Origin of the sequence: Devosia sp. YIM 151766, assembly GCF_030285925.1 — a bacterium.
Taxonomy (GTDB): Bacteria; Pseudomonadota; Alphaproteobacteria; order Rhizobiales; family Devosiaceae; genus Devosia.
The window spans coordinates 3,105,231-3,130,394 of sequence record NZ_CP127251.1 but is presented as its reverse complement, the minus strand read 5'-3'; the positions used below and the strand labels follow the sequence as shown (position 1 = coordinate 3,130,394).

Below are 25,164 nucleotides of genomic sequence, written 5' to 3'. Positions count from 1 at the left end.
TTGGGCATGGCATTCTTCCTGGTTCGGTCACGGAACCTTGCACGCCCTGCGCGCTTTCTCCAGCACGTGCAATGGAGCCTGCCATGTCCCAGATTCTCACCGACCACGACGCCATCCGCCAATGGGTGGAAGCCCGCGGCGGCAATCCCCTGCTGATGGATGTGCCCGATGGCACACAGAACCGCACCATCCTGCAACTCACCTTCGGCCAGCATGCGCTGAATTCGGATGGTAATGAAGGCCCCGACCGGGTCGGCGGCTTCCGGCTGGTGAGCTGGGAGGAATGGTTCGCGGCGCTTGAAGAGGGCAAGCTGGCCCTCCGGGTCTCGGACGATCCTTCCGGCGGCAATGAGGCGGAATTCGAGTTCGTGGCGCGCGACGGCGCCGGCGAGACCACGGATGCCGCCAAGAAGCCGGCCAGTATCGTCACCGAAGGGCCAAAGCCAGAAAATCGCGGCTTCTAACCGCCGTCCCCGGCTTCCGCCGCCACTTCGATGGCTTCCATTTCCTCGTCGGAAAAGCCGAAATGGTGGCCAAGCTCATGGATCAGCACATGGGTGACGATCTCGCCCAGCGAATTGTCATCGTGCTCGGCCCAGTAATCGAGAATGGCGCGGCGATAGAGCAAAACATTATTGGGCAATTGCCCGGTCTGGGGCACGGCGCCGTCCTCGGTCATGCCGACGCCGGAGAACAGGCCCATCAGTTCGAACGGGCTGTCCATGCCGAAGCCCTCCAGCACGTCGTCCTCGGCAAATTCGGCCACCGAGCAGGTGACATCGGCGGCGAGCGACTTGAAGGGCTCGGGGAGGTTGGCGAGCGCATGGCTCGCCAAGGCCTCGAAATCGTCGAGGGAGGGGGCGCGCTGCCCCGACCAGTCCGTGCCGGTTACTGCCACTCGCGAATGTCGACGAAGTGGCCGGCAATGGCGGCGGCGCTGGCCATGGCCGGCGATACCAGATGGGTGCGGCCCTTGAAACCCTGGCGGCCCTCGAAATTGCGGTTGGAGGTCGAGGCGCAGCGTTCGCCCGGCGCCAGCTTGTCCGGGTTCATCGCCAGGCACATGGAACAGCCCGGTTCGCGCCATTCGAAACCGGCCTCCTTGAACAACACGTCGAGGCCTTCCTGCTCGGCCTGTGCCTTCACCAGGCCCGAACCAGGAACCACCATGGCCGAGACGTGGCTGGCCACTTTGCGGCCCTTGATCACGGCGGCGGCAGCGCGCAGGTCTTCGATGCGGCCATTGGTGCAGGAGCCGACAAAGACGCGATCGAGCTTGATGTCTGTGATCGGGGTACCGGGCTGCAGGCCCATATATTCCAACGCCCGCCACTTGGAGGCGCGCTTGGTTTCGTCGGCGATGTCGTCGGGATTGGGCACGATGCCCTGGACCGAGATCACGTCTTCGGGCGAGGAGCCCCAGGACACGATGGGCGGCAGCTTGGCGGCGTCGAGCACCACGACCTTGTCGTAATGGGCGCCCTCGTCGGTATAGAGGGTCTTCCAATAGTCGACGGCCATGTCGAAGGCCTCGCCCTTGGGGGCGCGGGGACGATCCTTGACATAGGCGAAGGTTTTTTCGTCGGGCGCGATCAGGCCGGCGCGGGCGCCGCCCTCGATGGTCATGTTGCAGACGGTCATGCGGCCTTCCATCGATAGCGAACGGATGGCTTCGCCGGCGAATTCGATGACATGGCCATTGCCGCCGGCCGTGCCGATCTCGCCGATAATGGCCAGGATGATGTCCTTGGCGGTGACGCCTTCGGGCAATTGCCCGTCGACGCGGACCAGCATGTTCTTGGCCTTTTGCTGGATCAGCGTCTGCGTCGCCAGCACGTGCTCCACTTCCGAAGTGCCGATGCCATGGGCCAGGGCGCCAAAAGCGCCATGGGTGGAGGTATGGCTGTCGCCGCAAACGATGGTCATGCCCGGCAGCGTGAAGCCCTGCTCGGGACCCACAATATGCACGATGCCCTGGCGGTGATCGAACGGGTCGTAATATTCGATGCCGAAATCCCGGGTGTTTTCCGCCAGCGCGGCAATCTGGATGGCGCTTTCCGGGTCGGGATTGGGCAGCGAGCGGTCGGTGGTGGGCACATTGTGGTCGACCACGGCCAGCGTACGCTCGGGATGGCGCACCTTGCGGTTGTTCAGGCGCAGGCCCTCGAAGGCCTGCGGACTGGTCACTTCATGCACCAGATGCCGGTCGATATAGAGCAGGCTGGTCCCGTCCTCGTTGTTCTGGACCAGATGGTCGTCCCAGATTTTGTCGTAGAGCGTGCGGGGCTTGGTCATTTACGGGTGTCCGAGCAGGAATGAAGTTTGGATTGGTTCTAATGCGAAGCCATGGCGGGGGTCAAGCATAAGCGTACTCATGGGTACGGCTGCACGGCCTGGCTCAGCCGGCAGCCTTGGGCAGAGCGAAGATCCCCAATAGGCTGGTATCGAGGCCGATGCGGAAGCGGCACCAGAGCGCAATGCTGACCTGGGCGAGTATGCGGGCCCCCATATTGGCGAGGGCGGCGCCCAATATGCCGAAGCCGGGGATCACGGCGATTTGTACCAAGAGGCCCAGGAGGGTGACGGCCCCGAAAATCGCCACATAGGCGCGCTCGTGGCCGGTCATCATCATGACGATCTTGGAGGGGCCGGTCAGGGCATCGAAGAGCAGGCCGAAGGACAGGAGCAGCAGGATCAGCCAGCCCCCTTCATAGCTCGGCCCGAACAGGCCGAGAATGACGTCGCCGAACAGGGCGAAGCCGGCAAAGATGGCCAGTGAAAAGGCGAAGCCGGCCCAGGCGCAGAGCGCGGTGATGGCCTGGGCCTTGCGCATATTGCCCATATGATAATGTTCGGCGACCATGGGGGCGATGACCAGTTCCATGGCGAAGGTGAAGAGCGTCATCAATCCGGCGGTGCGGAAGGCGTTGAAATAGAGGCCCGCACTTTCCAGATCCAGCATCAGCCCGACCAGGATGATATCGGCGTTGAGCGCCACCGTTTCGATAAGCGCGCCCAGCAGCAGCCAGAAGCTGAGGCCGCCCCAATTGCGCCAATGCGGCCTTAGCGGCGTCAAAGCCGGCCAGATGGCATAGTCCTGGCGCGCCGCCGTCAGCATTTGCAGCGCCAGTATGAACAGCAGCAGCGCCGCCGCCAGCGCCAGCGCGTCGGGCCCGCTCAGCACCTGCCCAATCCAGAACAGTCCCAGGATCGCCGCCGGCAAAGCCAGCCGCCAGAAAATGTCGCGCGGCAACAAAGCGGTCCAGAGCGAGCCCTGGGCCCGCAGGGCGGCGGAATTATATTCGGCCAGCGCCAGGGGCAGGATGATGATGGCGGCGGCAAAGAAATGGTTGGCCGTCTCGCCCGGCGGCACGAAGGGCAGATAGAGGAGCGTCGCCAGACAGAGCAGCGCCGATACGGCCAGGCTGGCGCCGATGGTCAGGGCCGAGCCCGCCGCCACGGCCTTTCTGGCGCCAGTCGCATCGCCCCGGCTGCGCAATTGCGCCCAGAGCCGCATCACCGTCAGCGGCTGTCCGGCGCCGGCCAGGATGGCCAGCACCGTCGCCAAGGCCAGGCCGAAGGCAAAATGGCCATATTCGTCGGGGGTCTGCGTACGGGCGAGCACGACATAGGTGAGATAGGTCAGGCCAGCCGTCGCCACCTTGATGCCCAGCGACCCGATCGAGCGCCACAGGCCCGAGCGGAGCAATTCATTGAGATCATGGGGAATTTCGAGCCGCATCGACCAGCCTCGTCTGCCGTCGGAATCCAGGCGCGGCAATCCATACTGGCATGATGATGCTCAAGAAGCTCTTACCGTCCGGCGGAGCGCAGATTACATTTCGGTAACCCGGCGCCCGCGCCGGGGAGCCATCAGTGCCGGAAATGGCGCATCCCGGTCATGACCATGGCGATGCCGGCCGCGTCGGCGGCGGCAATCACTTCATCGTCGCGCATGGAGCCGCCCGGCTGGATCACCGCCGTCGCGCCGGCGGCCACCAGGGCTTCGAGGCCATCGGCGAAGGGAAAAAAGGCGTCGGAGGCGACGACCGAGCCCAGGGTCAAGGCGGCGTCGAGGCCGGCTGCTTCGGCGGCATCGATCGATTTGCGATGGGCGACGCGGGCGGAATCCACCCGGGACATCTGCCCGGCGCCGATGCCGGCGGTGGCGCCGTCCTTGACATAGATGATGGCATTGGACTTGACGTGCTTGGCCACCTTGGCGGCGAGCTTGAGGTCGATCAGTTCCTGTTCGGTCGGCTGGCGCCTGGTGACGACCTTCAGCTCGCAATCGTCGACATTGCGGTTGTCGCGGCCCTGCACCAGCAGGCCCCCGGCCACCGATTTCACCGTCAGCCCCTCGGCCTTGGCATCGGCGACGCCGCCGGTCAGCAAGAGGCGCAGGTTCTTCTTGGCGGCAATGATGTTCTGGGCTTCCTGGGTGGCAGCGGGCGCGACGATCACCTCGGTGAAGACCTTGACGATTTCCGTGGCGGTTGCGGCGTCGATTTCGCGATTGCAGGCGACGATGCCGCCAAAGGCCGAGACCGGGTCGGTGCGCAGCGCCTTCTGATAGGCGCTCTTCAGATCGCCGGCCAATGCCACGCCGCAGGGATTGGCGTGCTTGATGATGGCGACGGCGGCACTCTCGGCGGGGTCGAATTCGCTGACCAGCTCGAAAGCGGCGTCGGTATCGTTGATATTGTTGTAGGAGAGCGTCTTGCCCTGCACCTGAATGGCGGTGGCCACGCCGGGGCGCATGTCGCCATTCTTGTAGAAGGCGGCCCATTGATGCGGGTTTTCGCCATAGCGCATAACTTCGCTGAGCGTGCCGGCAAAGCTGCGATAGGTGGCGTCGTCAAAGCCGATTTCCCTGGCGAACCAGGCGGAAATAAAGCTGTCATAGGCGGCGGTGCGGGCATAGGCCTTGGCCGCGAGCTTCTGGCGCAGCGCGAAGGGAATGCCGCCTGATCTGATGGCCTCGAGAATGGCGGGATAATCGGCCGGATCGACGACGATCGTGACATAGGCGTGGTTCTTGGCCGCCGAGCGCACCATTGCCGGACCGCCAATATCGATATTCTCGATGATCTCGTCGTAAGACGCGCCGGAGGCGACCGTCTTTTCGAAAGGGTAAAGGTTGACCGCGACCAGGTCGATGGGACCGATATCGTGGGCCTGCATCGCCGCCCGGTGCTCGGCATTGTCGCGCACGGCGAGCAGGCCGCCATGCACTTTGGGGTGCAGCGTCTTGACGCGGCCATCCATCATCTCGGGAAAGCCGGTGAGATCGGCGATTTCACGGACCGGCAGGCCTGCTTCGGCAATCAGCCGCTGGGTGCCGCCGGTCGAAACCAGTTCCACCCCGGCTTCGGCCAGTCCCCGGGCGAAATCCGCCATGCCGGATTTGTCGAAAACCGAAAGCAGCGCCCGCCCGACCGTTACCGTCTTGCCCATGGGATGTGTCTCGCCGTCAATTGAGGAGGATTTGGCCGGCTCGCTAGCATGAAGAGACCCGAAGGCCAATGGTTTTTCGGGCCTGGCCGCTCGGCAGGCCCGCTTTACTGTTCGAGCGTGAAGATCCAGGCGACTTCGGCGCCGGGCAGGACGTCGGTTTCCAGCACCAATTGGCGGGTGCGGTGAAAGCCGACATAGGAGGATTGGCGCACGCTGTCCTCCTCGTGGAATTCGGCGCCTTCCCAGAGAAAGCTCCAGACCATGCCATTGGACAGGACCAGCCGGGCCATGCCCTCGCTGCCGCTGCGCCGCACCATGATGCCGGGCCCGAGATGGAAACGGATGGCCAGCCGTCCGCTGGGCGTATCGCTTGCAGAGACGATGCGGTCCTGGCCGACCAGGGTAGTGCCTTCCGACAGCAGCGTCAGCCGCCGTTCGATCTCGGCGCCGAAGGCATTGGCATAGCCGGCGCTGGTCATGGCCAGCATGTGCTCGGCATTGTCGAGGATCATGGGCGGCGTCTTGCGCCCCCGGGCGACGGCATCCTCGGCATCGATGGTGGGGGCCGAATGAGCGATACCCTGGCGGAACAGGTCGCGGCTTTCGGGCATGTCGGAAGGCGCCGGGCCGCAGGAGCCCAGGATCAATTCGCTGCCATGGGAGAATTCGAAGGCCAGCGCCCCGGCATGGGCGTCATGGTCGAAGCCATGGGGCGGCAGCAGGCCGGAATCGGCGACGATCACGCTGTTGCCGGCGCGAACGATGCCATAGCCGCCCAGAAGCTGCGAGTGCCGGGAGGGATTGGGACCATTGGCCTGCACCGCCACCAGAATGTCGTGGGGCACCTGGCCGCCATTGTTGAAATAGGCCGGCTCGCCGCTCGACAGCGTCAGGGCATCCAGGGCCTCATGCATGCGGTCGATGCGATTGGCCAATTCCGCCATGACCGGGCTGCCATGCCGGCCCAGGGCGCGCTTGAGGCTGGTCAGCTCGGTCAGCAGCGACAGCTGCAATTTCGGATTGCGCGACAGGTGCAGGCCGTCATGGTCGAGCTGCCGGGCCAGAGCGGCATCGAGCCGGGCGACGGCCGGGTCGATATCGGGCACGTCGGCGACATTGCATAATTCGGCGCCGAGCAGGCCGATGGCGGCAAAGAGGGTTTCCACCGGATCGGCGGCCAGGGACCCGCGCACCCGCAGGCTCTGCACCTGGGTGCCGAGGCTGCGCTGGATGGTGCGGGCCTGGTCGGGCGTGGCGCCATCGAGCAGCAGCGACAGGTGCCGGAGCCAGTTGAGCACGCGTTGTGCGGTCAGGGTCAAGGTCCAGCTGTCATGCTCGAACTGGCCCTCGCGGCCGATCCAGTCCAGCACCAGGGTGCGGGCGAACAGCTTTTCGCCGGGATCGCGCACGTCGCGGAAATGCCGCAGCCAGGAAAAGGCGTGCAGATTGTTCCACCAGTCGGGATGGTCGACATCGAGCGAGAAGGGCGAAGCGCCCCCGGTCTCGAACAGCTTGGAGGCCAGCAGATAGCGGCCCGACATCATGTCGCGCACCGCCTCGCGGTCGGAGGGGCGGAAATCGGGCAGGTCCCCGGCAAAGGCAATGTCGCCCTGGCCGCGCCAGGTCCAGCGCAGCAGCGGCATGGTAACCAATTGGTCGGCCAGGCCGAACGCCAATTGACGTCCGGTTCCGATCAACCGCCCGCTCATGTTTCGCGCTCCACCGAATCCGGTGCGGAGGCATTGCTGCACATGAAGGCCAATCTCATCCGTTCGATATCTGCCGTCGTCGCCCCTCGACGGCCCTTGCCTAGCATTTAGCCTGTCCGGCTGAATCGCGCTACGAAGAACCCGTCCATGCCGGCATTTCCGCTGCCGGGCGTCATGCCCGGATGGGTGCGGACGAGCCCGCCTGAGGTCACCGCCTGGGGGAGGCCGGGCAGTTCTTGCGGCCTTATGGGGAAAAGTTCGAGCCCGGGCAAGGCATTGAGCGCCCAATCCACCTGCGATTCGCCTTCTTCCGGTTCCAGCGAGCAGGTGCAATAGAGCAGCGTGCCGCCCGGTTCGAGGCAGCGGAAGGCATTGGTGAGCAGCCCTTGCTGCAGCCGGACCCGGCTGGCAATGTCGCTGGCAGAGCGGCGCCAGAGCACTTCGGGATGGCGGCGGAAAGTGCCGGTGGCCGAACAGGGGGCGTCGAGCAGGACGCCCTTGAACGTGCTGGAAGGAGCGTAATTGCCGGCATCGGCCTCGACCATATGAGGCGCATAGCCGAGCCGCTCCATATTGGCGCGCAGGCGGTCCAGCCGCGCCCTGTCATTGTCCAGCGCCGTGACCTTGTAGCCCGCCTTGAGCAATTGCGCCGTCTTGCCGCCGGGAGCGGCGCAGAGGTCGAGCACGTTGCTGCCGGGCTCGAGGCCAAGAAGGCGCGCCGGAATGGCGGAGGCGGCGTCCTGCACCCAGAATCGGCCTGCATCATAGCCGGGCAGGGCCTCGACCGGGCGGTCGCGGTTTTCGAGCCGCACCGAATCGGCCAGGAGCGGTTCGGCGGCCAGAGCCTCGATCAGGTCTTGGTCGTCGTCGCGCAGGGTCAGGTCGAGCGGCGCCCCGGCGATCAGCGCCTCGGCAAAGCGCGAGACCGCGGCGCTGCCGTAAATCTCGGTCCAGCGCTGCCGCACGGCTTCGGGCAGCAACAGGGCCTCGTCCATCAGCCCGTAACGGGCCGAATTGGCCTGGGCCCGGCGCAGGACCGCGTTCATCAGGCCGGAGAGATGGCGGGCCTTGTTGTCGCGCTTGACCGCCTCGACGGCGAGGAACAGGGCGCTATGGGCCCCGAGATCGGGCAGGAATACCAATTGCGCCAGCGACAGGCGCAATATCGCCTCGAAACTGCCCGAGCGCGGCGGCAGGCCCTTTTCCAGCAATTCGGCCAGCATGGCGTCGATCTGGCCATGGCGCCGCAGGGCGGTGGTGATCAGCCGATTGGCCAGCGCCCGGTCGCGGCCGTCCGGCAGGTCGGCGGCGTTGAAAGGCGAAAAATGCTCGCCGCCCAGCACGGCTTTCAACCGTCGGGCGGCAATGAGACGAAGCTTGAGCCCCGCCGGATCGGGTTTATGCGCCACGATGAAATTCTATCCCCAGGGACCGCGCGCACCGCCATCGTCGCCGGTGCGCCCCACGGTCGGTACGCGCCAGCCGCCGCCGATATCGCGGCCGCCGGAGGCGGGGCGGGGACGGGGCTGGGGGTCGGGCCCCTTATCCTCCAGGCGCATCTCGCCTGCAAGCTTTTGCAGCGCGGCGATGCGGTTGCCGGTATCCGGATGGGTGGAGAACAGATTGTCCATCCGCGCGCCGCTCAGCGGATTGACGATATACATATGGGCCATGGCGGGATTGCGTTCGGCCGCGACATTGACCTGCCGCCCGGTCAGGGCGGCGATCTTGTGCAGCGCCGAGGCCAGGGCCAGCGGATCGCCGGCAATTACGGCGCCGTCCTTGTCGGCCTCGTATTCGCGGGTGCGGCTCACCGCCATCTGCACGACCATGGCGGCGACCGGGGCCAGGAACACCATCAGCAAGGCACCGATGCCGCCCAACGGATTGTCGCGCCTGTTGCCGCCGCCAAACAACAGCCCGAACTGGGCCAGGGCGGAAATGGCGCCGGCCAGGGTGGCGGTGATGGTCATGGTCAGGGTATCGCGGTTCCTGATATGGGCCAGTTCATGGGCGACGACGCCGGCGACCTCGCGCGGATCGAGCTGGCGCAACAGGCCCGAGGACACGGCCACGGCGGCATTGTTGGGGTCGCGGCCAGTGGCGAAGGCATTGGGTTGGTCGGTCTCGATGACATAGACGGCAGGCGTGGGAATGCCGGCGCGCCGGGACAGCACGTCCACCATGTCATGCAGTTCGGGGGCACGGGAGCGTTCGACCGGGACGGCATTCTGCATGCGCAGCACCATCTTGTCGGAATTCCAATAGGCGAAGAGATTGGTGACGGCGGCGAAGGCCAGCGCGATCATCATGCCGCCGGTGCCGCCGAGGAAATAGCCCACCACCATGAAGAGCGCGGTCATTCCCGCGAGCAGGACAAAGGTGCGAAAGGCATTGAACATTGGTCGAACCCCTTGGGTTGGATCTTTCGACCACTTATGTTGGGTGTCGCAAGGTTCCACGCAAGCGGATGAACGAAGTGTAATGTCGGAAACGGATATGGACGAGAAGGAAACCGGGATCGAAGCGCCGGAAATCAAGGTCCTGTCGCCGGCGGCGCAGCGGGCTTTGGCCGAGGCGGAAGCCCGCCGCCAGGCCATCGACGCCGCCAGTGCCATGGCGCCCAAGGAAAAAGGCGGCCGCGGCGGACTGGAGCCGGGCCGCTATGGCGATTGGGAGATCAAGGGCCTGACCAGCGATTTCTGAGAGCGGCGAGGCTGCCGCAAGAGCCCTCGCGTCAAGCGCACGAGGGTGACGAGCGGAGAGGGCGCTAGCCCAGAATGTCGGTAATATTGTAGCCGGCTGCGGAGACGGCGAAAGTGGTGGCGACCGTCAGAATGGCGGCAATCAGACCATATTCGATGACGCTGACGCCCCGCTGGTCGCGGATGAAATTCTTCAACAAACGCAAAACAATATCTCTTCAACAAACCCGATATCGGCAAAATGGCGCGACAAAGCTGAATGAAAGCTGAACGGCTCAGCCTTTGAGCCCGGCAATGGCGGGAAGCAGCTCGGTTTCGATGGCCAGGGGGGTCAGCGGGCCGACATGCTTGTAGACGATGATGCCCGCCGCATCGACGAGAAAAGTCTCGGGCACGCCATAGACGCCCCAATCGATGGAGGTGCGGCGGTCGCGATCGGCGCCCACCGCATCATAGGGATTGCCCAGTTCGGCGAGGAAGGCGCGGGCATTTTCGGGCGCGTCGGAATGGTTGATGCCGAAAAGACGGATGCCGGTTTCGGCCTTCAGGCTTTCGAGCAGCGGGTGCTCGTCGCGGCAGGGAATGCACCAGGAGGCGAAGACGTTGACCACGGTCGGCTCGCCGGTCAGCGCGGCATTGTCGAAACCGGGCATGTCGAGGCCGTCCACCGCCGCCAAGGCGAATTGCGGCACCGGCTTGTCGATCAGCACCGAGCGGACGAGATTGGCGTCGCGGTCGATGGACAAGGCGAAGATGGCGACCAAGGCCACCAGGGCCACCAGCGGCAGGACGAAGAAGACATACCGCATCAGCCGCGCTTGTCCCCCAATTGCTCCAGCCGGGCCGAGACGCGGCGGCTGTCGAGGATGGTCCACAGGATCAGCGCGGCAATGCCGGCAAAGACCCCGATATAGGCGGCGGCGATGAAGGTGGCGTGTTGACCCAATTCGATCATGCCCCGGCCTCCCGCGCGGCCTTGCGTTCCAGCGTCATCATCCGGCGGCGGCGCACTTCGGTGCGCATGGACACCAATTGCAGGGTAACGAACAGGAATGTGAAGGCGAAAAACATAAGGAAAAGCGGGGTCAGCAGCGAGCCGGGCATGGTGGGGCCATCGGGGCGAAAGACGCTGGCCGGCTGGTGCAGCGTACTCCACCAGTCGACGGAAAACTTGATGATCGGCACATTGACCGCGCCCACCAGGGTGAAGATGGCAATGACGCGGGCGGCGCGCAATTGGTCGTCGAAGGCGCGCCACAGCGCCACGATGCCGAGATAGATGAATAACAGGATCAGGGTCGAGGTCATGCGCCCGTCCCATTCCCAGAACGTGCCCCAGGTGGGGCGGCCCCACATCGAGCCGGTGAACAGGGCCATGGCGGTGAAGGCGGCGCCAAGCGGGGCGGCGGCTTTCATGGAGACATCGGCCATAGGATGGCGCCAGACCAGCGTGCCCAAGGCCGAAACGGCCATGGCGCCATAGACGAACTGGCTGAGCCAGGCGGTGGGCACATGCACATACATGATGCGCACGGTGTCGCCCATCTGGTAATCGGCCGGGGAATTGAAGAAGGCGAAATAGAAGCCCAGCGCGAAGAGCAGGATTGTCAGCACCGCCAGCGGCCAGACCAGCGGCCGGGTCCAGGTCAGGAACTGGCCGGGATGGGCCAGCTTGTCCCACCAGCGCATTTTGGATGCGGCGTTTTCGATCGTCATTGGGGCCTTTCCCATAGACCTCGTCCCGGGCGTGTCGAAGGACCAGGTCTTACTCAATGTGCTCACGCCAAGACCTCATGGTTCGACACACTCACCATGAAGTCTTGGCGGGTAGGGGCGCTACTCTTCCCCCCAATCTATCGCAAGAGCGGCGGCAAAGGGAGACAGGCTGACCGAGATGAGACTGAGTGCCGCAAGAAAGAGCAGGGCGGCGCCGGCCTGGTCGGGGCCGCCCATGGGGGCGATGGCGCCGACGCCGAAGATCAGCACCGGCACCGAGAGGGGGGCGACAAGGATGGGGGCGAGCAGGCCGCCGCGCCTTATGGCCATGGTGACCGCAGCACCGAACGTGCCGAAGGCGGCCAATGCCGGGGTGCCGAGCAGCAGCGACAGCAGCGTGCGCCAGAACGTCTCCATATCCATGGCGAGGATCAGCGCCAGGAACGGCGAGGCGATGATCAGGGGCAGGGCGCAGGTCAGCCAATGACTGATCACTTTTGCGGCAATGACTGCCGCAAGCGGCAGGTCGGCGAGGCGGTAGAGCGCCAGCGTGCCGTCCTCGCGGTCGGGGCGGAACAGGCGGTCGAGGCCGAGCAGCATCGACAGGAATGCGGCGATCCAGACGATGCCCGGCGCGATGCGGGCCAGCAATTCCTTGTCCGGGCCGACGGCGAAAGGCACCAACGCCCCGGTGATGATGAAAAACAGCAGCAAAGTCAGTATCTCGCCGCTGCCGGTCAGCGCCAGCCGCAATTCGCGGCGCAGAATGGCGCGGAAGCCGCTCATGGCTGCGTCCCCAGCGTCAGGGTGACGAGGCCGGATACGGCGATATCGTCATGGGTGGCGATCACCGCGATGCCGCCTGCGGCCAGATGCGCCCCGACCAGATCGGCAACGAGTCTGTGGCCCTCGGCATCCAGCGCGGCCGTTGGCTCATCGAGCAGCCAGAGCGGCCGGCGCGATACCAGCAGCCGGGCCAGGGCCAGCCGCCGCTGCTGCCCGGCGGAAAGATAGCCGGCATCGAGCGCTGCCGCTTTGCTCAACCCCACCTTTTCCAGCGCCTCTAAGGGCGGCAGGCCGGTCCGGCCATTGATGGCGGCCCAGAAATCGAGGGTTTCGGCGGTGGTGAGCCGGGGCCTGACGCCGTTCCGGTGGCCGCAATAATGCAGCGGCGGCGCCTCGTCGGGATCATGGCCGCGATAATCCACCCGGCCGGCGAGCGGCGGCAGCAGACCCGCCAGGGTCAGAAGCAGGGTGGACTTGCCGGCGCCATTGGGCCCACGCAGCAACAACCCGGCACCGGGGGCGAGGTCGAGTGCGATATCGCTGACGAGCACCTGCTCGCCCCGGCCGCAAGCAAGGCCCTCCGCCTTAAGGAAAAACTGCGAATGGACTTGCCGTTGCGTCATGGCCCCATCTCGTATTGAACCCATACTCGTACTGGCAAGGGCCAAAGTGTTTGATTATAAAGGCTTGATATTAGAGTCATTCCAGAAAACCCGGACTTTCGGCGGCCCCACCTGCCCGGAAAACCGTGTCAGCAGCAAGAAGGGCGGAGCCTCATGACCTCGATCGACAGCTTCAAATCCAAATCGACGCTCAATGTCGGCGGCAAGAGCTACACCTATTACTCCATTATCGAGGCGGAAAAGAACGGTCTGGCCGGCGTTTCCAAGCTGCCCGGCGCGATGAAGGTGGTGCTGGAGAACCTGTTGCGCTTCGAAGACGACCGCACCGTCAAGAAGCAGGACATCCTGGCGATCGCCGAATGGCTGGTCTCGCGCACGAGCGAATATGAAATCCAGTATCGTCCGGCGCGCGTCTTGATGCAGGACTTTACCGGGGTTCCTGCCGTGGTGGACCTGGCCGCCATGCGCGACGCCACCGCCAAGCTCGGCGCCAATCCGCAGAAGATCAACCCGCTGGTGCCGGTCGATCTGGTCATCGACCACTCGGTGATGGTGGATTCTTTCGGTACGCCGCTGGCCTTCGCGCAGAATGTCGAGCTCGAATATGAGCGCAATGTCGAGCGCTACGAATTCCTGCGCTGGGGCCAGTCGGCCTTCGACAATTTCCGCGTTGTGCCGCCGGGCACCGGCATCTGCCACCAGGTGAACCTCGAATATCTGGCCCAGACCGTGTGGACCAAGACCGAGAACGGCGAAACCGTGGCCTATCCCGATACGCTGGTGGGCACCGATTCGCACACCACCATGGTCAATGGCCTGGCCGTGCTGGGCTGGGGCGTGGGCGGTATCGAGGCCGAGGCGGCCATGCTGGGCCAGCCCATTTCCATGCTGATCCCCGAAGTCATCGGCTTCAAGCTCACCGGCAAGATCAATGAGGGCATCACCGCCACCGACCTAGTGCTGACCGTCACCGAAATGCTGCGCAAGAAGGGGGTGGTCGGCAAGTTCGTTGAATTTTTCGGTCCCGGCCTCGACTATCTCAGCCTCGAAGACCAGGCGACCATCGCCAATATGGCCCCCGAATACGGCGCCACCTGCGGTTTCTTCCCGGTCGATGAGGACACGCTGAAATATCTCTCGACCACCGGGCGCGATGCCGAGCGCGTGGCACTGGTCGAGGCCTATTCCAAGGCCCAGGGCATGTTCCGCGACAGCGATGCGCCCGATCCGGTCTTCACCGACACGCTCGAACTCGATCTGTCGACCGTGGTGCCCTCGCTGTCCGGCCCCAAGCGTCCGCAGGACCGCGTGGCGCTCAAGGATGTCACGTCTTCCTTTGCCGAGGCCTTGCCGGAATTGTCCGGCGGCCGCATCGAGCGCACCCGCCTGCCCAAGGACAAGCAGGAAAGCCGCTTCGTGGATGAAGGCGCCACCGGCGTCGACGATATTCCCGAAGAGGCGGCCTTCCCGGTCACCGGCTGCGATTACAAGATCACCGATGGCAGCGTGGTGATCGCCGCCATCACCTCCTGCACCAATACCTCCAACCCCTCGGTGCTGGTGGCTGCCGGCCTCGTCGCCCGCAAGGCGCGGGCCCTGGGCCTCAATTCCAAGCCCTGGGTCAAGACCTCGCTGGCCCCCGGCTCGCAGGTGGTCACGGATTACCTGACCGCCGCCGGCCTGCAGGAGGACCTCGACGCCATCGGCTTCAACCTTGTGGGCTATGGCTGCACCACCTGTATCGGCAATTCCGGCCCGCTGCCGCAGGCCATTTCCGATTGCATCAATGAAAACAAGCTGGTGGCCGCCTCGGTCCTGTCGGGCAACCGCAATTTCGAGGGCCGGGTCAATCCGGATGTGCGCGCCAATTACCTGGCCTCGCCGCCGCTGGTGGTGGCCTATGCGCTGCTCGGCACCCTCAATGTCGACATCACCACCGAGCCGCTGGGCACCGGCAGCGATGGCCAGCCGGTCTATCTCCGGGATATCTGGCCCTCCAACCACGAGATCGCCGAGATCGTGCGCGAGCACGTCACCGCCGACATGTTCCGTTCGCGCTATTCGGACGTGTTCAAGGGCGACGAGCACTGGCAGGGCATCGCCGTCGAAGGCGGGGAAACCTATGGCTGGAATTCGTCCTCCACCTATGTGCAGAACCCGCCCTATTTCGATGACCTGACCATGGAGCCCAAGCCGGTGACCGACGTGGCCTCGGCCCGGGTGCTGGCGCTGTTCCTCGATTCCATCACCACCGACCACATTTCCCCGGCCGGTTCGTTCAAGGCCGGCACCCCGGCCGGCCAATATCTCACCGAGCGCCAGGTGGCCCCCAAGGATTTCAACTCCTATGGTGCCCGCCGCGGCAATCACGAGGTGATGATGCGCGGCACCTTCGCCAATATCCGCATCCGGAACATGATGCTCGACGGCGTCGAGGGCGGCTTCACCCGGGGTCCCTCGGGCGAGCAGATGCCGATCTATGACGCGGCCATGGCCTATCAGCAGAAGGGCACGCCGCTGGTGATCTTCGCCGGCAAGGAATATGGCACCGGCTCGTCGCGCGACTGGGCGGCCAAGGGCACCAATCTGCTCGGGGTCAAAGCGGTCATCGCCCAGAGCTTCGAGCGCATCCACCGCTCCAATCTGGTCGGCATGGGCGTCATCCCGCTGCAATTCAAGGATGGCGACAGCTGGCAGAGCCTGGGCCTCGACGGTTCGGAAGTCATCGACATTGCCGGGGTGGAGAATATCGAGCCGCGCGCCATGGTCAATGTCCGCATCACCCGCGCCGATGGCTCGGTGCTCGATGTCGAGACCCGCTGCCGCATCGATACGGCCAACGAGCTGGATTATTTCCGGCATGGCGGCATCCTGCATTATGTGCTGCGGAGCCTGGTGGCCGCGTAAGCAGCGTTTACATCGACGGTTTTTTGCGAATGGCGGCCTGCGGGCCGCCATTTTTCATGTCGGCGAGTCGAATCCTTGCCGCTCTCACCCGCTTTTGACTAGGCAGCCGCCGCCGCCCCGGCTTACAACCTTGCCATGCTTCCGCATCTCGCCCTCGGCTTCATAACCGGCTCCGTCATGTCCTTCGCCTTCGTGGTGGCGCCGGGCGCCGAAAGCATGCCGGGCCAGTCCAGGGCGGTGGTGGAACTCTTCACCAGCCAGGGCTGTTCGCAATGCCCGCCCGCCGATGCGTTGCTCACCAGCCTGGCCGAACGCGGCGATGTCGTGGCCCTGGCCTATCATGTCGATTACTGGGACTATATCGGCTGGGAAGACACCTTTGCGCATAAGGGCTTTTCCGACCGGCAGCGGGCCTATGCCAAGAGCTGGGGTTCCTCGCGCATCTATACCCCGCAAATGGTGGTCAATGGTTCGGAGGGCGTCGTCGGCTCGCGGCGCGAGGAGGTGCAGGACGCCCTGGCCTCGGCGCAATTGCCGCTGGCGGTCAGCCTCACGCGTCAGGGCGACATGCTCAAGGTCGAGGTGCCGGCCGATGAGATGCTGGACGATGCCCAGATCTGGCTGGTGCGCTATCTCGACCGGGCCGATGTGGCGATCGCGGCAGGCGAGAATGCCGGCAAGAACATGGTCTATACCAAGGTAGTGACCGACAAGCAGATATTGGGAATGTGGGAAGCGCGGACCGGAGCCGAGATTAAGCTGCCGCTGGCCGGCCTGACGAACAGCGAGCCGGGCAATAACGGCTTGGCCGTGCTGGTGCAGAACGAACGCAATGGCCTGCCCGGCCCGATCCTGGGTGCGGCGACATACCGGTTCTAGAGCTCCCCCCTTTCGGAGGGAGCCGACCGCGCCTCCATTTCGCCGTGAAAAAAGCCCGCCCCTGCAAGCAGGAGCGGGCGAAATGACTTAGGTCAACTCAATTGGGGGGCTGGCAACCGGACCTCATGGTTTGGGGGCTCGTTCGGTCCGATTGCCAACCACTGGAGGCAATGGTTGGACGATGCCGGTTCAATGGGGCGTCAAAAGGGATAGATCATGGCGGAAATGGGGAATTTTCACCCCTTGCCTTGCCTGGCGAATGCGTCGATCATGCCGGCGCGATGACAGGGTATCGAGGTCGCGTGCAGGGCCCCCGTAACACTTCCCGGAACAATATTTCCCTTGTGCATGTGGGCGAGCCGCAAGTGGCCAATTCCCGCCCGGCGCAGCCCGTCGTGGTGTTCGACCGGCGCGAGCTGATGCAGATTCTCACCCTTTATGGCCGCAAGGTCGCCGCCGGCGAATGGCGCGATTACGCCATGGATTTCCTCAAGGACCAGGCGCTGTTCTCCATCTATGCAAGGGTTTCCGAGCGGCCGGTCTTCGTGGTGGAGAAGAATCCCAAACTGCGCGCCAGGCAGGGCCAATACATGGTCATCAACCAGCAGGGGCTGATCCTCAAGCGCGGCCATGACCTGGTGCAGGTCCTGCGGGTGCTCGACCCGGGCCTGACGCTGGTGGGATGAGCTTGCGCATCCGTTCGGCGCGGGTGGAGGACGTGCCGGCAATGAGCCGCGTCCTCATCGCCTCGATTACGGAATTGTGCGGCCCAGATCACCGCAATGAGCCCGAAGCGCTGGCCGCCTGGACTGCCAACAAATCCGTCAATGGCGTCGCTTCCATGCTGGAAAACGCGAAGTTGCGACTGTTCGTGGCGGAGCGGAATGGCGAAGTGCTCGCCGTTGGCGGGGTCACCCTGGATGGCGAGGTGGCGCTCAACTATGTCGCTCCGCAGGCGCGGTTCGGGGGTATCAGCAAGGCCATGCTGGTGCGGCTCGAAGCCGAACTGGTGGCGCTGGGCTTTGCCGAAGCACAGCTTGAGAGCACGGCGACGGCCCGCCGCTTCTATCAGGCCGCCGGCTGGCTTGCCGATGGGCCGCAGGCCAGTGGACGTGGGGTCAATGGCTATCCGATGCGCAAGCAGCTGCTTGGTTGAGCTATAGCGTCTTCTGCAAATGCACGACATCGTGCCAGCGGTCGAATTTGAAGCCGACATCGCGGAAATAGCCGACCTGCTGGAAGCCGAAATTCTCGTGTAGGCGCAGCGAGTTGTCGGTTCCCGCCGTGATCACCGCCAGCATCTGCCGGAAGCCGGCGGCCCGGGACTGGAGCAGCAGCTCGCCCAGCATCAACTTGCCCAGGCCCTTTCCGGTGGCGCCGGGATCGAGATAGATCGAATCCTCACAGGTGAAGCGATAGGCGGCGCGGGGGCGGTAGAAGCTGGCATAGGCATAGCCCAGTAGCTTGTTGTGGCGTTCGGAGACGATGAGCGGATGGCCGAGCTGTTTCAGCCTGGCGATTTTTTCGGCCATCGCCGCTTCGTCCGGCGCCTCGAGGTCGAAGGTGATGGCGCTGTTTTCGACGTAATGGCGATAGAGCGCCGTGATGGCGGGGATATCGGACCAGGAGAAGCTGCGCAGGACAAGATCGGTCATCGGATGGGCACCAGAAAAAGGCCGCAGCTTTTGTAAGCTGCGGCCCGGTTTGTCGTCCAACCAAATTTCGGGCTGGAGGCGCCGTGTTCTTAGCGCTGCTCGGCGACTTCCGCGGTGGTCACCGGGCCGAATTCATTGCCCCAGCTATTGCGGATATAGGTGGTGATCGAGGCGATCTGCTCGTCGTCCAGCTGGCTGCCGAACGGCGGCATATAGCCGAAACCATGGATGAGGGTGGTGGCCAGATAGGCCGTGTCGCCCAGCGCTTCGTTGCCGACAAAAGCCGGCCCCTGGGCGCCCTTGCCCGCCGGACCGTGGCAGGCGGCGCAGGTGGTGCCGTATAAAGTCCGGCCCTGATTGAAGAACAGGTCGAACTCGGCGCTGGAGGTCTGTTCCGTCTCCGCTTCGGCGGCCGCCGCGTCGTCGGAGGCGGGAGCCTCATCGGCGCTGGCGGCCGGAGCCAGCGAGATGCTGTCCTCATTCGCGGCGGTGCCGTCTTCGCCCATATAGGTGAACATCAGGATGGCGCCGGGATTGTGCAGCACATTGGTGAAGCCGGTCGTGCCGAACTTCTCGGCAGCGGTGCCGAAGCCATCGGTGGCGATGAACACCGTCTTGTTGTCGGCGGAGATGGCGGTGTCGCGATAGCGGTTCTGGGTGCTGAACCAGGCCGTCGGCAAGCCATCGGCCTGCTGGCCGTCTTCGGTCAGGTGCTGGACATAGAGCTGACCGTGCTTGAGGGTCGGCAGCAGCACCGAATTGTCCCATTCGGCGATGCCATTGTCCCCGGCGGCGTAATATTCGACTGAGCCCGGCGCGACGGTCGGGTTGCAGATCCAGCCGCAGCCGCCGGCGAAGTCGAAGTCATTGTCGACCGTCCAATAGGTGGCGATGGGATCGACAACCTCGGCCTCGAATTCGGTTTCCGGATAGAGCGGCACCGTATCGGGAATGTTGCGGCCGGTATAGCGCAGGTCCTGCGGCGCTTCGCTCCAATTGCCGTAGACATAGGCCTTGTCATCGACAAAGCCCGCGACATTGGGCCAGCCGTAATTGCCGCCCGGCTGCAAGACGTTGAGCTCATCGTCGGTATCCGGGCCGTGCTCGGAGACATAGATGGTGCCGTCGGGGCCGAAATCGATGCCCTGCGGATTGCGGTGGCCATAGGTGAAGATGTGGCTGCGCACACCGTCGATTTCCGGATTGTCCTCGGGGATGGAACCGTCGAGATTGAGCCGCAGCACCTTGCCGGAATAAGCGGTCCAGTCCTCGTCGGCGACCTGCTCGGCGGTGGGCAGCAATTGGGCATGGTTGGGGAGCTGATAATTGCCGCCGAAATTGGCGCCCTGCTCGCCGATGGTATAATAGAGCTTCATGTCGGGACCGATCTTGACCCGGCCGGCATTGTGATCGTTGCCGGCGGGAACGCCGGTCAGCAATTCAACCGGGTTGGTCAGCTCCTGATTGTCCACGTCATAGGTGTAGCGGACCAGCTTGGCGCGGGGGCTAGGCGCATCGGCGGTGCCGGTCTCATAGGTATGGACCAGATAGACGTAATCATTGCCGGTGCCGGTCAGCAATTCGGGATGCAGCGCCATGCCGAGCAGGCCCTGATGCTGCACGTCGACGCTGAAATCGTCCAGGGTGAGCAGCGTCTGCTGCGCGCCGGTAAAGGGATCGATACGGGTCACCTCGCCCGAGGAGCGTTCGGTCGCCCAGATCAGATCGTCCGGACCCCAGGTGATTTCCCAGGGATTGGCCAGACCCGAGGTCAGCACCCGCGCCGAAAACAGACTGTCCTGGCCGGCTTCGATGTCGACGGGGTTGTCCTGAGCCAGGGTCAGGCTCGTAGTCAGCATCAGCGCCGTGGCCAGCGCCCCCCCGGCCAAAGTCCGCACAAGCGAAGCCGCGCTCGCGCGCCCGATATGCCGCGTAGTCATGAGCAATTTCCTTATAGAAGATCCAAGCCGATGCGGGCCGCGATCCGAAGGCCCGATCCACACAACGAACGAGCCGGGTTAAGGTTCCATAAGCTTTCGAAGAAGATTTGAATTTATCCACGCCGCTTGGCCTGACGGGGCCGCACAGAAAAGGCCGCGGCTTGTGCAAGCCGCGGCCCGGATTGTCGTTCGACCGTATCCCTCGACCAGGTGATCGAGGTCCGTGCTCCTATTCGCGATTGCCGAACAGGCGCAGCAGCATCAGGAACAGGTTGATGAAGTCGAGATAGAGCGAGAGCGCGCCCATAATGGCGTTCTTGGCCATCACGTCGGCACCGTAATGCTCGGAATAGCTTTCCTTGATCTTCTGGGTGTCATAGGCGGTGAGGCCGGTGAAGATCAGCACGCCGACCACCGAGATCACGAATTCCATCATCGAGGACTGCATGAAGATGTTGACGATGGAAGCGATGATGATGCCGATCAGGCCCATGAACAGGAAGCTGCCCATGCCGGTCAGGTCACGCTTGGTGGTGTAGCCGTAAAGGCTCATGGCGCCGAACGTGGCGGCGGTGATGAAGAACACCTTGGCGATCGAGGCGCCGGTATAGACCAGGAAGATCGACGAGAGCGACAGGCCCATCACGGCGGCGAAAGCCCAGAACACCGCCTGCGCCGCCGGCACGGAAAGCTTGTTGATGCCGAAGCTCAGCACCAGCACGAAAGCCAGCGGCGAGAGCATCAGCACCCAGGCCAGCGGGCTGCCATAGAGCAGCTCGGCATTGGCCTGGCTCGACATCGCCCATTGGCTGGTGAAATAGGCGACCAGCCCGGTCACGACGAGGCCGAGGCCCATGTAATTGTAGACACGCAGCATATAGCTGCGCAGGCCCTCGTCGATGGCCAAGGCCGAGCCGGCCCGCGCATTGAGGGTCTGACGGTCATATTCAGCCATTCTCAGGTTTTCCTTTCCCATTTTCGATGCGGTCTTTTCACCGCCGGGGGCAATTGGCTCATGCCACTTGCAGGGGAATATGGGGATGTCGTCATTGATTGACAAGGATAAATGGCGCGCTGCGGCATCGGGACTGGCCCGATAAAATCATTGTGTTAGGCTCAATCCCAGAATCGCGTCGCCGCTTGCCCGGGAGGCAGCCATGCCCCGGCTCTTTACTGGCCTCGAAATTCCCGCCGATCTGGGCTTCGCCCTGTCGCTGAAGCGCGGTGGATTGATCGGAGCCCGCTGGGTCGATCCGGAAAACTATCACATCACCCTGCGTTTCATCGGCGATGTCGATGGCCAGATCGCCAATGAGGTCGCCGACAGCCTCGACCGGCTGAGCAATTCGCCGCAATTTCCCGTGCGTCTGACCCAGTTGAGCGTATTTGGCGGCGACAAGCCGCGGACATTATATGCCAGCGTCGAGCCGTCCGAAGCGCTCAGCCGCTTGCAGGCGGCGCATGAGCGGGTGCTGCAGCTGGTGGGATTGCCGCCCGAGGGACGCAAATTCGTGCCGCATGTCACCCTGGCGCGGCTGCGCGGCACCAGTGCCGCAGACGTGGCGCGATTTCTCGCCGAAGCGGCGCGCTTCGAGCCGTTGAGCTTCGTACCGGCGCGTTTCGTGCTGTTCTCCAGCCGCGATTCGGTCGGGGGCGGCCCCTATCTGGTCGAACAGAGCTATCCGCTGGCCGCTTGAGCGCCGTTAGCGTTTCCTTAACCGTTCGGCCGCAAAGCCGGCTTGGAGGGCCGACCCGTCAAATTGCCGCCGCCTTTGGCTTTCATTTGAAACGAATACGCGTCAAATGCAGGCGGATTTGACACCTTGGTAACCATGTTCGGGCCATTTTGGGCGGGCAGGACGTTCCCGAATTGCAGTAAGACAAGAGGAAGAATTGGCGATGACGACGAAACCCGGTGCCCTCGCAATCGGGCTGGCTGCGGCCGCGATCATGGCTCTGGCGCCAGCGGCACAGGCGCAGCAGGCGACTGAATTGGGCACTTTCAACGCCTGGTCGGCCTATACGGCCAGCGATCAAAGCGGGCAGCTCTGCTTCATTATCGGCGAGCCGCAACGGAGCGAGCCGGCGGGCGTCAACCGCGACCCGATCAAGTTCCTCATTGTGCACCGCAAGGGCATGGGGTCCAAGAACGAGGCGCAGACGCAGATCGGCTATCCTTATAACACCACCGACGCCAAGGCTTCCGTCGCCGTGGACGGCAGGAGCTATGTGATGGCGGCGCGCGGCTCGACCGCCTGGCTCGCCTCGTCCGGCGACGAGGCCGGCTTCGTTGCCGCCTTCAAGGCCGGCAATCAGATGGTGGTGCGCGGCACCAGCCAGCGCGGCACCGATACGGTGGACACCTATTCGCTGTCCGGCGCCACGGCGGCGATGAACGCCATCGACGCCGCCTGCCAGTAAGCACTTGCCCCTCGCGGCCGAAAGGCCGTAACTGGGCGCCGGACCGCTTGGCCCGTCGCCTGTCGCTTTCTCCAAGAGCCGATTATTGATGATCCGACCCCTAGCCGCCGCCCTCGCTCTTGTCCTCGCCGCCACCGCCATCCTGCCCGCGCAGGCGCAATCGGCGCGGGTGCTGGGAGATTTTCGCGACTGGTCGAGTTATGCGGCCGATGACGGCACCGGCACGATCTGTTTTGCCATGACCAAGCCTAAAAGCACCGAGCCGATTCCGGACGGCTATGGCGACGCCTATGTCTATGTCACCAATCGTCCCGGCGAGGACGTGCTGAACGAGTTCAATGTGGTGGCCGGCTATACGTTCCAGACCGGGTCCATGGCCAGTGTCGGCGTCGACGGGCAGAATTTCGCGCTGTTCACCCAGGGCGACGCCGCCTGGCTCGATGACAGCGCCCAGGCCGCCAATCTCGCCGCCGCCATCCGCGCCGGCGTGACGCTGACGGTCACCGGCACCGCGTCCGATGGCAGCCAGATCACCCAGTCCTATTCGCTGTCCGGCGCCACGGCCGCGCAACAGGCCAGCGGCGCCGAATGCTGAGGCATGAGCAAGCTCGTCCGCAATGAACAGCGGAAATTGACGGCGAGCTATATGAACGGCCTGTCTATGGCTTTTTTGGCATTGGCGGGTTCGCGCCGTTGGTCGCCAGCGCCGTGTCCGGCCCCGCATCGCCCCTGATCCCCCTCCTGGTGCTCGGTTGTATTCTGGCCAGTGCGGCCCACATTTACTGGCGAGACTGGCTCTGAAAGAGTTGGAAGAATGACGGATTTCGGATTTCTGCTCAGCTATGGAATCGTGTTTGTTGGCGCTGCGGCAATCGCGGTCTTGGCGTTGACCCTCAGCCGGACGAAAAAGCCGAACCATGCGGCGCCTGGCGAATAGGTCAGGCCGCCTCCCGCCAGCGTGACTTTGCGCTTTGGCACGCCCTGTGATATTGGCCGCGGACTTTCCCGCATTTCCGAGCCCCCGTGCCTGCCATGAGCATTGCGCTGAACCTTGACCATTCGAGTGCCGTCCGTCCCGTGGCCGCGGGCCGGCCATCGCTGATCGGCCTATCCAAGGCTGGCCTGGCCGAAGCGCTCACCGCCCATGAAATAGTGGCGGAAAAGGAAGGCCGGATGCGCGCCAGCCAATTGTGGAACTGGCTCTATGTCAATGGCGTCACCGATTTCGAGCGCATGACCAATGTGGCCAAGCCGGTGCGCCAGAAGCTGAGCGATACGTTCAATCTCGACCGCCCTGAAATCGTCACCGAGCAGGTTTCGGTCGACGGCACCCGCAAATGGCTGTTCCGCTTCCGCGACCCGGCCAATCCGAACCTGCCGCCGGTCGAGGTGGAAACCGTCTATATTCCGGAAAGCGATCGCGGGACGCTTTGTGTCTCCTCGCAGGTGGGCTGCACGCTGACCTGCTCGTTCTGCCATACCGGCACGCAGAAGCTGGTGCGCAATCTCACCGCCGGCGAAATCCTCGGCCAGATCCTGATGGCCCGCGAGCGCCTGGGCGATTTTCCCGGCGGCGCGCGCCCCGACGATGGCGGCCTGGTGCCGGGCGGCGAGACTCGCGCCATCACCAATATCGTGATGATGGGCATGGGCGAGCCGCTCTACAATTACGACAATGTCAAACAGGCTCTGCTCATCGCGTCGGCCGGCGACGGCATGAGCATTTCCAAGCGCCGCATCACGCTGTCGACCTCGGGCGTCGTGCCCTATATCGAGCCGACCGGCCGCGAGATCGAGGTCATGCTGGCCATTTCCCTGCATGCGGTGCGTGACGATCTGCGCGATGTGCTGGTGCCGATCAACAAGAAATGGCCGCTCAAGGACCTGCTCGACGCCTGCCGCAATTATCCGGGCCTATCCAATGCCCGCCGCATCACCTTTGAATATGTGATGCTCGACGGCATCAATGACAGCGATGCGGAAGCCCGCGAATTGGTGCGGCTGCTGGCCGGCATCCCGGCCAAGATCAACCTCATCCCGTTCAATCCCTGGCCGGGCAGCAATTACGGCACCTCGCCCTCGAGCCGCATCGAGCGCTTCGCCGATATCGTCAACAAGGCCGGATATGCCTCGCCCGTCCGTACCCCGCGCGGCCGCGACATCTTCGCCGCCTGCGGCCAATTGAAGAGCGAAAGCGAACGGCTGAGCAAGAAGGACCGCGAAGCGTTGGCCGGGGTCTGACGAGAACGCGAAAGCTTCAATAGACCTCATCCTGAGCCCGTCGAAGGACGAGGTCGATATACGATGGCCCGCGACCTCGTGGTTCGTACTTCGACAAGCTCAGCAGCTCACCATGGGGTCTATCA

Annotated in this window: 26 protein-coding genes; 10 read left to right on the top strand and 16 right to left on the bottom strand. The window is 64.0% G+C overall.

Annotated features, from left to right (window positions below; genetic code table 11):
- The first annotated feature begins 83 nt into the window (after positions 1–83).
- Entirely contained in the window at positions 84–464 is a 381-nt protein-coding gene (locus tag O9Z70_RS15365; protein ID WP_286020313.1) for a hypothetical protein, read from the top strand.
- Here O9Z70_RS15365 and O9Z70_RS15360 read toward each other — a convergent pair.
- The 7 genes from O9Z70_RS15360 to htpX all read right to left on the bottom strand — a co-directional run bounded on the left by O9Z70_RS15360 (position 461) and on the right by htpX (position 9,568).
- On the bottom strand, positions 461–898 hold the full coding sequence (locus tag O9Z70_RS15360) for a metallopeptidase family protein (protein WP_286020312.1): 438 nt from the start codon (positions 896–898) through the stop codon (positions 461–463). The genes O9Z70_RS15365 and O9Z70_RS15360 overlap by 4 nt on opposite strands.
- Positions 889–2,295, bottom strand: a complete 1,407-nt coding sequence (gene leuC / locus O9Z70_RS15355; RefSeq protein WP_286020311.1) for a 3-isopropylmalate dehydratase large subunit — start codon at positions 2,293–2,295, stop codon at positions 889–891. Before leuC ends, O9Z70_RS15360 begins: the two co-directional genes overlap by 10 nt.
- A 103-nt stretch (positions 2,296–2,398) precedes the next feature.
- On the bottom strand, positions 2,399–3,742 hold the full coding sequence (locus tag O9Z70_RS15350; RefSeq protein WP_286020310.1) for a lipopolysaccharide biosynthesis protein: 1,344 nt from the start codon (positions 3,740–3,742) through the stop codon (positions 2,399–2,401).
- A 131-nt stretch (positions 3,743–3,873) separates the two neighbouring features.
- Complete coding sequence (gene purH / locus O9Z70_RS15345) at positions 3,874–5,457, bottom strand: bifunctional phosphoribosylaminoimidazolecarboxamide formyltransferase/IMP cyclohydrolase (protein ID WP_286020309.1); 1,584 nt, start codon at positions 5,455–5,457, stop codon at positions 3,874–3,876.
- A gap of 104 nt (positions 5,458–5,561) precedes the next feature.
- Positions 5,562–7,166 (bottom strand): heparinase II/III family protein, encoded by a 1,605-nt coding sequence (locus O9Z70_RS15340; protein ID WP_286020308.1) that lies wholly within the window; start codon positions 7,164–7,166, stop codon positions 5,562–5,564.
- Positions 7,167–7,273: 107 nt separating this feature from the next.
- Positions 7,274–8,575, bottom strand: a complete 1,302-nt coding sequence (locus tag O9Z70_RS15335) for an RsmB/NOP family class I SAM-dependent RNA methyltransferase (protein ID WP_286020307.1) — start codon at positions 8,573–8,575, stop codon at positions 7,274–7,276.
- A gap of 9 nt (positions 8,576–8,584) precedes the next feature.
- On the bottom strand, positions 8,585–9,568 hold the full coding sequence (htpX, locus tag O9Z70_RS15330; RefSeq protein WP_286020306.1) for a zinc metalloprotease HtpX: 984 nt from the start codon (positions 9,566–9,568) through the stop codon (positions 8,585–8,587).
- A gap of 82 nt (positions 9,569–9,650) precedes the next feature.
- On the opposite strand from htpX, the gene O9Z70_RS15325 reads away from it, so the two are divergent.
- Complete coding sequence (locus O9Z70_RS15325; RefSeq protein ID WP_286020305.1) at positions 9,651–9,872, top strand: DUF1674 domain-containing protein; 222 nt, start codon at positions 9,651–9,653, stop codon at positions 9,870–9,872.
- Positions 9,873–9,936: 64 nt separating this feature from the next.
- On the opposite strand, the gene O9Z70_RS15320 is transcribed toward O9Z70_RS15325, so the two are convergent.
- From O9Z70_RS15320 to ccmA, 6 genes are all read right to left on the bottom strand, one after another.
- On the bottom strand, positions 9,937–10,077 hold the full coding sequence (locus O9Z70_RS15320; protein ID WP_286020304.1) for a Flp family type IVb pilin: 141 nt from the start codon (positions 10,075–10,077) through the stop codon (positions 9,937–9,939).
- A 69-nt stretch (positions 10,078–10,146) separates the two neighbouring features.
- Positions 10,147–10,680 (bottom strand): DsbE family thiol:disulfide interchange protein, encoded by a 534-nt coding sequence (locus tag O9Z70_RS15315; RefSeq protein WP_286020303.1) that lies wholly within the window; start codon positions 10,678–10,680, stop codon positions 10,147–10,149.
- Positions 10,680–10,826 carry a heme exporter protein CcmD gene (ccmD, locus tag O9Z70_RS15310; RefSeq protein WP_286020302.1) on the bottom strand — a complete coding sequence of 49 codons (147 nt, stop codon included), beginning with the start codon at positions 10,824–10,826 and terminating at the stop codon, positions 10,680–10,682. The genes O9Z70_RS15315 and ccmD overlap by 1 nt, the downstream gene beginning before the upstream one ends.
- Entirely contained in the window at positions 10,823–11,587 is a 765-nt protein-coding gene (locus O9Z70_RS15305) for a heme ABC transporter permease (protein ID WP_286020301.1), read from the bottom strand. Before O9Z70_RS15305 ends, ccmD begins: the two co-directional genes overlap by 4 nt.
- Positions 11,588–11,707: 120 nt before the next feature.
- On the bottom strand, positions 11,708–12,373 hold the full coding sequence (gene ccmB / locus O9Z70_RS15300; RefSeq protein ID WP_286020300.1) for a heme exporter protein CcmB: 666 nt from the start codon (positions 12,371–12,373) through the stop codon (positions 11,708–11,710).
- Positions 12,370–12,996 (bottom strand): heme ABC exporter ATP-binding protein CcmA, encoded by a 627-nt coding sequence (ccmA, locus tag O9Z70_RS15295; protein ID WP_286020299.1) that lies wholly within the window; start codon positions 12,994–12,996, stop codon positions 12,370–12,372. Before ccmA ends, ccmB begins: the two co-directional genes overlap by 4 nt.
- A gap of 153 nt (positions 12,997–13,149) precedes the next feature.
- Here ccmA and acnA point away from each other — a divergent pair, with 153 nt between their 5' ends.
- The 4 genes from acnA to O9Z70_RS15275 all read left to right on the top strand — a co-directional run bounded on the left by acnA (position 13,150) and on the right by O9Z70_RS15275 (position 17,938).
- Positions 13,150–15,903: an aconitate hydratase AcnA gene (acnA, locus tag O9Z70_RS15290; RefSeq protein WP_286020298.1), complete on the top strand. Its 2,754-nt coding sequence runs from the start codon at positions 13,150–13,152 to the stop codon at positions 15,901–15,903.
- A gap of 135 nt (positions 15,904–16,038) precedes the next feature.
- Positions 16,039–16,782: a DUF1223 domain-containing protein gene (locus O9Z70_RS15285; protein ID WP_286020297.1), complete on the top strand. Its 744-nt coding sequence runs from the start codon at positions 16,039–16,041 to the stop codon at positions 16,780–16,782.
- Positions 16,783–17,084: 302 nt separating this feature from the next.
- Positions 17,085–17,468 carry a DUF2794 domain-containing protein gene (locus tag O9Z70_RS15280; RefSeq protein WP_286020296.1) on the top strand — a complete coding sequence of 128 codons (384 nt, stop codon included), beginning with the start codon at positions 17,085–17,087 and terminating at the stop codon, positions 17,466–17,468.
- Positions 17,465–17,938 (top strand): GNAT family N-acetyltransferase, encoded by a 474-nt coding sequence (locus tag O9Z70_RS15275; RefSeq protein ID WP_286020295.1) that lies wholly within the window; start codon positions 17,465–17,467, stop codon positions 17,936–17,938. The genes O9Z70_RS15280 and O9Z70_RS15275 overlap by 4 nt, the downstream gene beginning before the upstream one ends.
- A gap of 1 nt (position 17,939) precedes the next feature.
- On the opposite strand, the gene O9Z70_RS15270 is transcribed toward O9Z70_RS15275, so the two are convergent.
- From O9Z70_RS15270 to O9Z70_RS15260, 3 genes are all read right to left on the bottom strand, one after another.
- On the bottom strand, positions 17,940–18,437 hold the full coding sequence (locus O9Z70_RS15270) for a GNAT family N-acetyltransferase (RefSeq protein WP_286020294.1): 498 nt from the start codon (positions 18,435–18,437) through the stop codon (positions 17,940–17,942).
- 89 nt (positions 18,438–18,526) lie between these two features.
- Positions 18,527–20,377: a glucose/sorbosone family PQQ-dependent dehydrogenase gene (locus O9Z70_RS15265; RefSeq protein ID WP_286020293.1), complete on the bottom strand. Its 1,851-nt coding sequence runs from the start codon at positions 20,375–20,377 to the stop codon at positions 18,527–18,529.
- Positions 20,378–20,606: 229 nt separating this feature from the next.
- Complete coding sequence (locus O9Z70_RS15260; RefSeq protein ID WP_286020292.1) at positions 20,607–21,332, bottom strand: Bax inhibitor-1/YccA family protein; 726 nt, start codon at positions 21,330–21,332, stop codon at positions 20,607–20,609.
- Positions 21,333–21,534: 202 nt separating this feature from the next.
- Between O9Z70_RS15260 and thpR the strand changes: the two genes are divergently transcribed.
- From thpR to rlmN, 4 genes are all read left to right on the top strand, one after another.
- Positions 21,535–22,074: an RNA 2',3'-cyclic phosphodiesterase gene (gene thpR / locus O9Z70_RS15255; protein ID WP_286020291.1), complete on the top strand. Its 540-nt coding sequence runs from the start codon at positions 21,535–21,537 to the stop codon at positions 22,072–22,074.
- 202 nt (positions 22,075–22,276) lie between these two features.
- Positions 22,277–22,798 (top strand): invasion associated locus B family protein, encoded by a 522-nt coding sequence (locus O9Z70_RS15250; protein ID WP_286020290.1) that lies wholly within the window; start codon positions 22,277–22,279, stop codon positions 22,796–22,798.
- Between the two features lie 88 nt (positions 22,799–22,886).
- Complete coding sequence (locus O9Z70_RS15245; RefSeq protein WP_286020289.1) at positions 22,887–23,393, top strand: invasion associated locus B family protein; 507 nt, start codon at positions 22,887–22,889, stop codon at positions 23,391–23,393.
- 437 nt (positions 23,394–23,830) lie between these two features.
- Entirely contained in the window at positions 23,831–25,039 is a 1,209-nt protein-coding gene (gene rlmN / locus O9Z70_RS15240; RefSeq protein WP_286020288.1) for a dual-specificity RNA methyltransferase RlmN, read from the top strand.
- Positions 25,040–25,164: the final 125 nt, after the last annotated feature.